The sequence below is a fragment of the Kribbella catacumbae DSM 19601 genome (assembly GCF_000372465.1).
Classification (GTDB): domain Bacteria; phylum Actinomycetota; class Actinomycetes; order Propionibacteriales; family Kribbellaceae; genus Kribbella; species Kribbella catacumbae.
The window spans coordinates 56,846-68,669 of record NZ_AQUZ01000046.1; the positions used below are offsets into that span (position 1 = coordinate 56,846).

Annotated in this window: 7 protein-coding genes; 3 read left to right on the forward strand and 4 right to left on the reverse strand. The window is 68.4% G+C overall.

Going from position 1 to position 11,824, the window contains the following annotated elements:
* Positions 1 to 4 precede the first annotated feature (4 nt).
* From A3ES_RS0134180 to A3ES_RS0134195, 4 genes are all read right to left on the reverse strand, one after another.
* Positions 5 to 685 carry a hypothetical protein gene (locus A3ES_RS0134180; RefSeq protein WP_020391353.1) on the reverse strand — a complete coding sequence of 227 codons (681 nt, stop codon included), beginning with the start codon at positions 683 to 685 and terminating at the stop codon, positions 5 to 7.
* Positions 682 to 3,447: an FtsK/SpoIIIE domain-containing protein gene (locus A3ES_RS0134185; protein ID WP_237745141.1), complete on the reverse strand. Its 2,766-nt coding sequence runs from the start codon at positions 3,445 to 3,447 to the stop codon at positions 682 to 684. Before A3ES_RS0134185 ends, A3ES_RS0134180 begins: the two co-directional genes overlap by 4 nt.
* 115 nt (positions 3,448 to 3,562) lie before the next feature.
* Positions 3,563 to 3,961, reverse strand: coding sequence for a VOC family protein (locus tag A3ES_RS0134190; RefSeq protein WP_020391355.1), 399 nt, complete (start codon positions 3,959 to 3,961; stop codon positions 3,563 to 3,565).
* Positions 3,962 to 3,968: 7 nt separating this feature from the next.
* Entirely contained in the window at positions 3,969 to 4,166 is a 198-nt protein-coding gene (locus A3ES_RS0134195; protein ID WP_020391356.1) for a hypothetical protein, read from the reverse strand.
* Positions 4,167 to 4,344: 178 nt separating this feature from the next.
* On the opposite strand from A3ES_RS0134195, the gene A3ES_RS0134200 reads away from it, so the two are divergent.
* The 3 genes from A3ES_RS0134200 (at position 4,345) to A3ES_RS53030 (ending at position 11,559) form a co-directional block, all read left to right on the forward strand.
* On the forward strand, positions 4,345 to 7,434 hold the full coding sequence (locus tag A3ES_RS0134200; RefSeq protein WP_020391357.1) for a PD-(D/E)XK nuclease family protein: 3,090 nt from the start codon (positions 4,345 to 4,347) through the stop codon (positions 7,432 to 7,434).
* Positions 7,427 to 11,275 (forward strand): UvrD-helicase domain-containing protein, encoded by a 3,849-nt coding sequence (locus tag A3ES_RS55695; RefSeq protein ID WP_020391358.1) that lies wholly within the window; start codon positions 7,427 to 7,429, stop codon positions 11,273 to 11,275. The genes A3ES_RS0134200 and A3ES_RS55695 overlap by 8 nt, the downstream gene beginning before the upstream one ends.
* A 143-nt stretch (positions 11,276 to 11,418) precedes the next feature.
* On the forward strand, positions 11,419 to 11,559 hold the full coding sequence (locus tag A3ES_RS53030) for a hypothetical protein (RefSeq protein WP_020391359.1): 141 nt from the start codon (positions 11,419 to 11,421) through the stop codon (positions 11,557 to 11,559).
* Positions 11,560 to 11,824: the final 265 nt, after the last annotated feature.

Below are 11,824 nucleotides of genomic sequence, written 5' to 3' on the forward strand. Positions count from 1 at the left end.
CTTCCTAGGGGTTGCGCTTCTTCGGCAGCACGATCGCCGTACCGGACACTGCTGCCGGTACGAGGATCGCCAGCCACCACGGCAGTCCTGCTGCCATCAGGACGACGACCAGGGCTGCCCCGCCCCAGCCCCACCATCGGGCGCCGGGCAGCCGCGGCAGACCCAGCACCCGCGACGCGGCCAGCAGGGTGACCGCCGCGATCGCGGCTGCCTCCAAGCCGGCCAGGAGGGATCCCCTCGCTGCCAGCACCAGGACGAAGCCGACCAGCACCTCGACGGCGCTGATCGTACGGCGCTTGCGGCGCTCCTGCTCCGCCCGGGCCGCCTTGCGTACGTCTTCCAGTTTGTCGACGGTCTCCGCGAGCTGTTTGGTGAGCTTCGCGGCGGCCGCTTCCATGTCAGTCATACCGCGCATCTCCGGCAACGGGATGGAGGCGCGCTTCCCGTCCGACGGCAGCCCTGCGCGTTGCAGACTCTCCGCAGCCTTCTCCGCAAGCGTGTTCAGCCGGATCTCCAGCTTGCGCCCGCGCTCGGCCATCGCGTCCGCCTCTGCCATCGCAGTGGCCTCCGCCTTCGACCTGTTGGCTGTCAGCCTGTCCTGCGTCTGCTGCGCGTCCGCCCGTGCCCCGGCGACCTGCCGGAGCGCCCGCGCGTACTCCGACCACTGCTGCTGCTCGGTCTTCATCGGCGTACCAGCTCCAGATAGCGGTCGACCTCGTCAGCGCGCAGCGGGGCAAACGGTACGACGACCTGCGCCTCCGGATGCAGCCCGTCCCACAGCAGCGCCCGATGCGGCTCCGAAGCCCACCGCACCAACGGCCCAGCCACAGCCCGTACGCCGTCCTGCGGGTGCCGTAGGAAGACGTGTGTCGCCACATTGGCTCGCCCATAGCCGAGCTGCTCCGTGCAGACGTGCAGCCGGTTCCACCAGCCAAAGGTGACCAGCCCCTGCGCCGGCCCGTCCCGCACGATGTCCTGCAGCGCATTGGCAGGGCTCTCGAAGAACCCCTCGGCATGCGTCTGCATCTTCGGTACGCCGTGAAACCCGAACCCCAGCAAGTACGTCGTACCGCCCACGTGCCCGTCACGCAGCACATCCCGCAGCGAGAACAGCCGCGGTACGACGTCGGCGTGTTTGTCCACCGTCTCGACCTCACAACCGAGCTGCCGCAAGGTCTGCACCAACGCATTCTTGCCCTCAGCAACAGCTGGTGCGGAGTCGGTGCCATCCAGGAAGATGAAGCGAGGCGGTACTACGGCTGCGGCAGCCGCCGACACCGCGAGCCCCGTCAACACCCCCAGTGCATCCGCCGGCCCGTCCCCCAGCACCAGTACTCCGGCGCCAGGCTCCGGCCGCACCTCCACCGACACCGGCTCCTCCGTCACCGCGATCGGCAACCCCGTCCACGGCCGTCCGAGCTCAGGCTGGACGGCGGCGGCGCTATCGGCCAGCCGCGCCGGCTCGGCTAGGTGGAAGACGCGTGGCGGGTGCGTAGTACCGGATCTCACCCACAGCTCACGACGCAGGTCGTCCAGCACCTTTTTGTCGGCGAAGCTGACCAACACGTGCTGGTTGTCGTCGGGCGATCCGAAGTTCGCGTTCAGCACCGCCTCGCCGCGGAACTGCAGCTCGGCCGCGGCCGTGTTGCCCGTCCGCAGGATCGCCTGCGCATCGGCCGGCGTCGTCTTCAGCGCGATGCGATAAGGCACCTGCCCGAAGATCGAGTCGCGCCGCGTCGACAACCGCTTCACGCCTTCGATCGTCTGCGTCGCGAGCACCACGTGCACGCCGTACGCCCGGCCCAGCCGCACCAGTCGCTCCAGCAACCGGGCCGCCTCGTCGGCAAGCTCGTCATCGTCCTCCAGCAACACCTGGAACTCGTCCAGTACCGCGAGGATGCGCGGCGGGCGATCAGGACCGGCCGGAAGCTCGGCGATGTCCGCGACATTCCCGTGCGACTTGAAGATCTCGCTCCGTCGCGCGAGCTCGTCGGACAGATGCCGCAGTACCGCGAGCCCGAACGCCCTGTCGCTGTGCACCCCGAGGACCCGCACATGCGGCAGCCAGTGCTCGCGCTCCGCGGCCGGCCCCAGGGCCGAGAACTCGACGCCATGCTTGAAGTCGAGCAGATACATCTCCAGATCCGCCGGGTCGTAGCGCGCGGCGAGACCGTGGATCAGCACGAGCAACAGGTTCGACTTGCCTTGGCCGACAGCGCCACCGACGAGCACGTGCGGAAGCGCCGGGTTGCCGCTGCGCAATCGGACCAGCGCGGGCGTGCGGTCGTCGTACCCGATGACGGTGCTGAGCTCGTCGCTGACCGGTTGCCACCAGGTCGATCGATCCGGCAGCGTCCGGTTGAACTCGATCGTCGGCAGTACTGCGATCTCCGCGAGCTCGGCGACCACATCACAGATGCCCGCGGCAACATTCGCGTCGAAGGCCGGATCCAGCTTGGCCGGCACGTTCGGCAGTTGCGCCAGCTCGACCTTTTCTCCTGCGATGGCAACGGGTGTGAGCAGATCGAGCAGTTGCCGGGCGTCGACCTCGTGCTCGGCGGTGCTGGTCGGGTCGTGGTGGACCAGGAAACAGATCCCGCGATCCGCGCCTGTCGCCGCCAGCCGGACCAGGTCGCGTTGGGCCAGCTGGTCGATGCCGGCGGGGTAGTCGAACAGCACGATCAGCCGGTACGGATCGGTGACCCGCCCGGTCTCGCGGACGAGGTCCTCGAAGTGCTTGTGCCCCAGCTGCGCTTGCCTGCTGGCACGCAACGAGGAGACGTCGACCAGCCCGGACAGCACCGTGTGCAACTGGTCCGCCGTGTGCGTTGCCCTCGGCACCAATTGCGGGTACTTCGTGGTCAGGTGGCCGAGCAGTCCCATCATCCCGGTCAGTCGCGGATCGAACGCGTCGATCCGCAACCGGAACGGCTCGGCCGCCGCGATCAGGCGCAGCGCAACGCTCTGCAGCAGCCGGCGGGCCGACTCGTTGCGATCGGCGGTCACCCGCCAGCCGCTTGTGCGCAATAGGGGCGCTACTACCGGAGTACCGGCATCTAGCTCGCCGACTCGGACGTACGACGGGGTGCCGGCGCCCACGAGTTGGCGCGAGCGCCAGCGGGCGTCGTTGGGGGGAATGGATGCCAGGCCAGGCGCCAACCGGTCGGCCAGCAGGCGCGCGGTGGGCTCCGCTGCGGACAGTGCCTCAGTGGTGGCTGCCTCGACCAGGCCTCGCGATTCCCGCCGGGCAGTGACCGTCTCGGCCTGTAGCTGACGATGCAACCGAACGGCGCGTTGATGCTCGCCGCGAGTGTGCTGGCGCGCATTCTCGAGCAACTGCCCGAGCGCGAACTGGAGGCCGCGGATCCGTGCTTCCAGGATCTCCGGAACCACTGCAATCTCTGGGGGCGGTGTGGGCGCTGTTTTCCCGTCAGGCTGCTCCGTCACGAGCACCGTCCTTCCACCTTTGCCCCGCGACCAACCAAATGCCTTTGCCAACCATGTCACACCAACAGTCCCGTGCGTCACTCCAGGCACCAGAAGTCTCACCAACCGATCGTGGTTATCCGGGGGCGACGATCTCGAGCTCGTAGCCGTCCTGGTTATGCAGGAAAGCGGCGTAATGCTCGGGGCCCCCGGCGTACGGGTGGCGGTCGGCGAACATCAGGGTCCAGCCGTGGGCGGCCGCGTCGGCGACGATCGCGTCGACCTCGGCCCGGCTGGCGGCGTTCAGGGCCAGATGGTTCATCCCGGGGCGGAGCCGGTCGTGGACGGTGCCGGACAGCGCGGGGCTCTGCTCGACGACGATATAGGTGCTGTCGACACCGGACTTCCAGCTGAAGCCGCCGGGCCAGCCGTCACCGTCCTTCCACCCCAGCCGGCGGAGTACCCAGCCCCAGTCGTTCAGCGCGCGGGAGAGCTCGGGAACCCAGATCTCGATGTGGTGCACAGCGGCGGCCATCGGAGCATTATCTTCGGTCTTCGAAACGACTCGACACCGCCACCGAGACCAGCCCGGACAGCACCAGCCAGACCAGCGCCGCGACCAGCCAAGGCCACCACTCCCGCCCGGAGGCGGCGTCGGCCACGGCTTTGCCGAACAGCCCGCCGGAGGGCGCGAAGACCAGTACCAGCAGTGCGCGGGCGACGCTGCTCTCCTTGATCATTCCTTCATTGTCCGAGCCGACCGCGCTCACCGCAGCGCTACGGCGTTTCTACGGACGCCTCCGGCCTCAACCACCGCTGCTTTTCCACAGCTTGGCTGGGGGTTCGCCTTTTTGTCGGCAGGGTGGTCTAGCGTCTGGGGAGACAGTCAGCCTGGCCCGGATTCAGGAGGGGAGCACGGTGAGCGCAACCCGGATCGAGACCACGGCGTACGGCGCGGCCGCGCTGGCCAAGCTCGGCGAGGTCGTCGCCTCGCTCAAGGGCAACGACCCGATGAAGCCAGTCACCCTGCTGCTCCCCAACAACCTGGCAGGCGTCACCGCACGCCGTTTTCTGGCCCGATCGACCATCGGCGCGCTCTACCTGGCGACGTTGCCACGTCTGGCCGAGCAGCTCGCCGCCGGCGCCCTCGCGCCCAGACGACCAGCCACCCGCCCGATCGTCGCAGCGACCTGGCGTACTGCGCTGTCAAAGGCACCCGGCGTCTTCGAAGCCGTCGCCGATCACCCGGCAACCATCCAAGCGCTTGCCGCGGCCCACCGTGAGCTGCGCGACCTGTCAGCAACCGCTCTCGACAAGGTGGCGACCGCCTCAACACTCGGCCCCGATCTTGTCCGCCTGCATCGGCACATCACCGACGAACTGCTGCCGGACTGGTACGACGAGACCGAGTTGCTGCATGCCGCGTCAACGCGCTGCGAGCCCGGCGTGGTGGCCGAGCTAGGCGCGCTAGTGCACTACCTCCCCCAGGAGCTGACCCAGGCCGAGGCAGGATTCGTCTCAGCGCTCGGCGATGCCGCCGCCGACCTGACAGTGATCGTCGGATTGACCGACGTACGCCGCGCCGATCGGGCCGTCCGGCGCTCGCTGGAACGAATCGGGATCGACCTGCCGACCTCGATCTCCAAGAACTACCCCGTCGCGACCGAGGTGCTCAACGCCTCCGATGCGGACGACGAGATTCGCTGCGTCGTCAGGGATGTAGTCGCGTCCTTGAACCAAACGCCCGCTCATCGCATCGCAGTCCTGTACTCCGCCGCGACGCCGTACGCACGCCTCCTGCACGAGCACCTGGCCGCCGCCAAGATCGAGGTCAACGGACCCGGCACGCGACCAGTCCACGAACGCGCGATCGCCCGCACACTGCTGGAAGTGCTCGCGCTCGTCGATCACGACCTACCGCGGGCCGACCTGTTCCGCGCACTGGCCAACGCGCCGACGCGTGACTTCGCCGGCGAGCGGATTCCCGTGCCGCAATGGGAGCGGCTGTCGCGGGTCGCCGGCGTGGTTCGCGGTGACGACTGGGATGAGCGGCTCAGGCGCTATGTGGAGTCAGAACGGCGTACGGCCGAGCAGGAGCAGGCCTCGGAGGACCCAATCGCCGGGGTGATCCGGCGAGCGCAGTACAACGCAGACAACGGGCAAAGGCTGCACGAGTTTGCGATCGAGCTCCGGCGGCGGCTCTTCGGCGCTGCTGAGCTGGGGACCTGGTCAGGGCTGGCCACGGCGGTGCTTGAGCTTTTCCAGGCGCTGCTCGGCGATCCGTCAAACCTGCCGGTCGAGGAGCAATACGCAGCCGTCGCGGTCGAGGGATCGTTGCGCGGCCTGTCCACGCTCGACGAGCTCGGGACCCCGGCCAGCTTGTCCGTACTGCGGGACGTGCTCGATCTGGAGTTGCAGCAGTCGCTGCCCCGCGTCGGGACGTTCGGCACCGGCGTACTGGTGGCGCCTTTGTCGGCGAGCGTCGGGCTGTCGGTGGATGTCGTGTTCGTGGTCGGGTTGTCGGAGGATCTGTATCCCGGCAGGGTGCATGAGGATGCGCTGCTCCCCCACCGAGTGCGTGAGGCGGCGGCGCCCGAGCTCGCGTCCTTCCGCGATCGGCTGGACGAAAAGCAACGGCATCTGCTGGTGGCCTTCTCATCTGGTTCGTCCCGTGTGGTGGCGTCGTTCCCTCGTGGCAACCTGCGCCGATCGAGCCGGCGTTTGCCGACCCGTTGGTTGCTCGGGACGTTGCGTTCGCTGACCGGCGACCACGCACTCGCCGCAACCGAATGGGACCAGGCCTCGTACGGCGACCTGCTGCTCACCTCGGCGTCGTACGCCGGATCGTTGACCACGACAACGTTGCCCGCGACCGAACAGGACTGGCGAGTGCGCGCGTTGACCGCCGGGCTGACGCTGGCCGATGACGTCGTCGACCGGGCTCGCCTGTTGCTGCGCTCGCGTGCCAGTGACGCCTTCACACGCTTCGACGGCAACCTGTCCGGCGTACCGGGGTTGCCGGACTACGCGCTGGAGGACCGGATCGCGTCGCCGACGTCGCTGGAGTCGTATGCGACCTGCCCTCATGCGTACTTCGTCGAGCGGCTGCTGCAGGTGGAGCCGTTAGAGGCGCCCGAGGATCTGCTGGTGATTTCGCCTTTGCAGGTGGGCAACCTGATCCACAACAGCTTGGACGCGTTCGTGAGCCGGTTGAGCGGCTCGCTGCCGGGGTTCGGCGAGCCTTGGACCGACGAGCAGCGGTCGCTGTTGCTGGCGATCGGCGCTGACTTGGCCGACCGGTTCGAGGCCGAAGGGCTGACTGGGCATCCGCGGTTGTGGCAGCGGGAGCGATTGCGGATCCTCGGCGATTTGCTGGTGCTGCTGGCCGATGATGAGCGATGGCGTGCCGCGCATGACGCGTCAGTGGTGGCGAGCGAGCTGCGGTTCGGGTTCGATGGTGAGCCGCCGGTGGAGATTCCGGTGCCGTCAGGTCGAGTGTTGCTGCGCGGCTCGGCCGACAAGGTTGACCTGGGCAAGGATGGGACGATCTACGTCACCGATGTGAAGACCGGCGGCTTCTCGCGGTACGAGGCGATCGAGTCCGACCCGGTGGCCGCGGGGACGAAGCTGCAACTCCCGGTTTACGCGTACGCCGCACGCGCCCGGCTGGGCGAGCCGTCAACGCCGGTCGAAGCGTCGTACTGGTTCGTCCGAAAGGGCGGCCGTCGCATCCCGGTCCCGCTGACAACCGAGGTCGCCGCCCGGTACGTCGACACCCTCGACGTGATCGTGTCGTCGATCGCGGCCGGCTGCTTTCCGGCCAAGGCCCCCGAGATCCCCGACTTCCTCTGGGTGCAATGTCCCTATTGCAACCCGGATGGCATCGGCCACAGCGAAGTACGGGCTCGGTGGGAACGCAAACGCCACGATCCGACGCTGGAGCGGTTGGTGCGCTTGATCGACCCGACCGCGTTGCCTGCGTTCGAGGAGGTGGCACTCGATGAATGAACTGCTGGACGCCGACGCCCGCGAGCGGATCAACTCGGACACCTCATCGACCCTCTTCGTCGAAGCCGGCGCGGGGTCGGGCAAGACGCACGCCCTGGTCGATCGCGTGATCACACTGGTACTGCGCGACGGCGTACCGCTGAGCACGATCGCGGCCGTGACGTTCACCGAGAAGGCCGGCGCGGAGTTGCGCGATCGGCTGCGGGTGGAATTCGAGAAAGCACGGAAAGGTCCGGCCAGGGCAGCGGCCGATGATGCCCTCGACGACCTCGACTCGGCGTCGATCGGGACGCTGCACTCGTTCGCGCAACAGATCCTGCTCGCGCACCCGATCGAGGCCGGGCTGCCGCCGCTGATCGACGTACTGGACGAGGTCGGCTCGTCCGTCGCCTTCGAGGAACGCTGGTCCGAGCTGCAGCAGCAGTTGCTGGACGACGACTCCATCGCCGAGCCACTGCTCCTCGCGATGGCCGTCGGCGTGGAGCTGAAACACCTGCGCTCGTTGGCCCGCCTGTTCGGCAACGACTGGGACTTGATCGGTGACCGGGTGTTGGTCGACCCGCCCGAACTGGTCGCCATGCCGGACCTGACCGGTTTGGTCGCCGCGGCGGCGCAGATCGGCTCGGCGGCCACGGAATGCCTCGATGCCGAGGACCGGATGCTGGGCAAGGTTCGCCAGATCCACAACCTCGGCGTGATGCTCGAAGCCGCGACGGACCAGGAGACCCAGCTCGCGTACTTGCAGAGCCTTCGCAACCTCAAGGTCGGCCGGATCGGCCGCAAGGAGAACTGGCCCGACATCGCCAAGCTGCGCGGCGACTGCGCCGAGGTCGTCGACGTGGCCGGCTCGCTGGTCGAGCTACTCCTGGATGCTTGCCTACGGCATCTTTCTCATTGGCTTGCCGTCCGGGTGCTGGAGTCCGCAGAACTCCGTCGAGCGGAAGGCCGGTTGGAGTTCCACGACCTCCTGGTCCTCGCCCGCGACCTGCTGCGCCGCGAGCCTTCTGTGCGCGCGGCACTCCAAGACCGCTACCAACGCTTGCTGCTGGACGAGTTCCAGGACACCGACCCGATCCAGATCGAACTGGCAGTCCGCATCGCCGGTGGCGCCGAAGCAGACGCCCTCGACTGGCGCGACATCGAAATCCCCGACGGCAGCCTCTTCGTCGTCGGCGACCCGAAACAGTCGATCTACCGCTTCCGCCGCGCCAACATCGCCACCTACCTAACCGCCCAAGACCTCCTGGGCGACACCGTCACCCTCACCACCAACTTCCGCACGGTCCCCCCAGTCCTCAACTGGATCAACACCGTCTTCACCACCCTCATCACCCCAGAACCCGCCGCCCAACCCACCTACCACCCCCTCTCCCCCCACCGCCCACCCGCAGACCCACCGCTTTCCCTCACCACACAGAACGCAGCCCCGTCCACCACCACGCCCTCCTTCACCACACAAGGCGCAGCCCCGTCCACCACCACGCCCTCCCTCACCACACCGCCTTCCCCCACCACGCCGAGCACAGCGCCATCCGACATCGGGCCGCGCACAACGCCCACCGCAGTCGCGCCCGGACCAGCGCCTTCCCTCAGCACTGAAGACGATTCGCCTTCGTCCACCACGCCTGACCACGCCACCTCACCGAACCTGGTTTCCGACCTCACCACCCCGCGGACCCCGGTCGCCGACCTCACCACCCCACCGGCCCCGCTCACCGACCACACCACGCCCGTGAGCGGCGACCAGCTTTCCTTTCTCGACTTCTCCGACGACGAACCCGACGCTGCCGACCACGCCGCCGCCGAGCCAACCGACGACGCCCTGCCCGAGGCATCAACCGAGGCGCCTGCCGAAGCCACCCAGCTTGCCAGCGTCATCCCCCTCCGCCGTCACCTCTCCTCGGTCCCCGACCCCACGGAGCAGCTCTCATCCACCGGGACCATCGACTACAGCAACCTCGACTCCCACGACGGCAGCCCCTCGAGCACGATCGACCCCGGCACGGGGTCCGACCCCCACCCCGGCGGCCCCGCCGTCACCATCCTCGGCGCCGAGCCCCACGACGACCTCCCCCGCGCGCAAGCCTCCGTCCTCCGCGAACGCGAAGCAGCAGACGTCGCCGCCGTCATCGACCAGGCCTTACGCACCAACTGGCAGGTCTACGACCAAAAGACCGAATCCTGGCGACCAGCCGGCGCAGGCGACATCGCAGTACTGGTCCCCGCCCGTACTTCGCTCCCGTTCCTCGAAGAAGCCCTAGACCGCGCCGACATCCCCTACCGCGCCGAGGCCAGCTCACTCGTCTACCAAACAGCCGAAGTCCGCGACCTCCTCGCCTGCGCCCGAGCCCTCGGCGACCCCAGCGACCAGCTCGCCCTGGTGACCGCCCTGCGCTCACCTCTCTTCGGCTGCGGCGACGACGATCTCTTCACCTGGAAGCGATCCGGCGGCACCTTCAACCTCACCGCACCAGTTCCCGACGCCCTTCTCACCCACCCGGTCGGCGAAGCCATGGAGTGGCTCCGCCGCACGTACTACGCCTGCCGGTGGCTGACACCCAGCGAAGTACTGGCCAAGATCGTCGCCGACCGCCGCATGCTCGAAGTCGCCGCAACGGGCCCCCGAGCCCGCGACGCCTGGCGCCGAGTCCGCTTCGTCGTCGACCAAGCCCGCGCCTGGTCAGAGGTCGAACACGGCGGCCTCCGCTCGTACCTCGCCTGGGCCGCCCACCAAGGCGAAGAGGCGTCACGGGTAGCCGAGGCCATCCTCCCCGAGACGGACGCGGACGCAGTACGGGTGATGACGATCCACGCGGCCAAGGGCCTGGAGTTCCCGATCGTCATCCTCTCCGGCATGACCGCCGCCCCGAACCGTCAACGTGGAGTACAGGTCCTCTGGCCGACCGACGGCGGCTATGCGGTGAAGCTCAAGTCGTCCGTCCAGACCGAGGACTTCGACCTCGTCCAACCGGTCGACGAGCAGATGGACGACTACGAACGCCGCCGCCTTCTGTACGTCGCCGCCACCCGCGCCCGCGACCACCTGGTCGTGTCCCTCCACCGCTCAGGCAACCGCCGCCACTCCAGCAACGCGGAGCTCTTCGCCTCCGCCGACGCTTCAACCGCGGCCAGCCCAACCCTCTTCACCGGCCCCGAGGTCACCGCGTCGTCCGAGACCGACACCTCGGCGCAACCGGTACGCCCGCCGGTCAACCGCGCCGAGTGGGAAGCGCGAATGACCGATGCCCGCCAGGCCAGCCGCAAACGCTCCGCCCAGAGCGCCTCCGGCCTCGAAGGCACCGGGCCCGACGTCGCTCTCCAAGGCGCAGACCCCGGCGCCGCCAAGGCCGCACGCGACGTCGAGCTCCCACCCTGGTCCAAGGGCCGCTACGGCACCGCGATCGGCCGCGCAGTCCACGGCGTACTCCAGGTAGTAGACCTGTCCACCGGCGCCGGTTTGGACGCAGCCGTTTCAGCACAGTGCATGGCCGAAGGCGTAGTCGAGTACGCCGAGGTGGTCACCGCCCTCGTCCGCTCAGCCCTGTCTTCAGAAGTCGTCCAACGAGCCGCCGCCCGCGAACACTGGCGCGAGTCCTACGTAGGCACACTCCAACCAGACGGCACCGTTCTGGAGGGTTTCGTAGACCTCATCTACCGCGAGGACGACGGCACCCTGATCATCGTCGACTACAAGACCGACGCGATCCCCGCCGAAGCCCTCGACGCCCGCATCTCCCACTACGCGCCCCAACTCCACACCTACACGGACCTACTCCCTAACACCGGCCGCCCGGTTCTCCTCTTCCTTGCGCCCACCAAGGCACACGCCCACCAGCTCTAAATCCAGTTGCCCACGGCACCCGCAGAACTGCACCATCGGGGTATGACCACGACGAAAGCCCTTCTGCTCTTGACCTCCACCGTTCGTTCGGTGCGGGTCCAGCAGCAGACCGGCCGAGTGCGGAGGCCTATCACCCCGCGGTCGTGACCGCCGCCCTGCTCGCAGGGCTCCTCGCCGGCTATGGCATCGCCATGCCCGTCGGAGCCATCGCGACCTACCTCGTAGCCCTCACCGCCCGCACCTCCCTGAAGCTCGGCGCCTCCGCCGCCCTAGGAGCCTGCTGAACAAGGGAGGTTTGGGGGCGGGAAGCGCGGGAGGGGCCTGTGTGTGCGGTGGTGGGTCGGTTCGCTGGGGTCGGTAGCGTGGTTGTTCTTCGCGCGGATGCGGTGATGGGGCGTGTGAGCGGCGCTTGGGGGCTGTGGACAGGTCCCGGGGGGTGCTGGTCAGGCTAGGTTCCAGCTTTCGCCGTGGCGGGTGAGGCCGAGGTTGAGCAGGCGGCGCAGGTTCAGCCCGGCCATCCGGGTGTGGAGCCACTGGTCGTTCTTGGTG

Bases quoted from the DNA above. Each gene is read 5' to 3' on its own strand.
- A3ES_RS55695 (WP_020391358.1), top strand. From the start codon at position 7,427: ATGAATGAACTGCTGGACGCCGACGCCCGCGAGCGGATCAACTCGGAC.
- A3ES_RS0134195 (WP_020391356.1), bottom strand. From the start codon at position 4,166: ATGATCAAGGAGAGCAGCGTCGCCCGCGCACTGCTGGTACTGGTCTTC.
- A3ES_RS0134180 (WP_020391353.1), bottom strand. From the start codon at position 685: ATGAAGACCGAGCAGCAGCAGTGGTCGGAGTACGCGCGGGCGCTCCGG.
- A3ES_RS0134190 (WP_020391355.1), bottom strand. From the start codon at position 3,961: ATGGCCGCCGCTGTGCACCACATCGAGATCTGGGTTCCCGAGCTCTCC.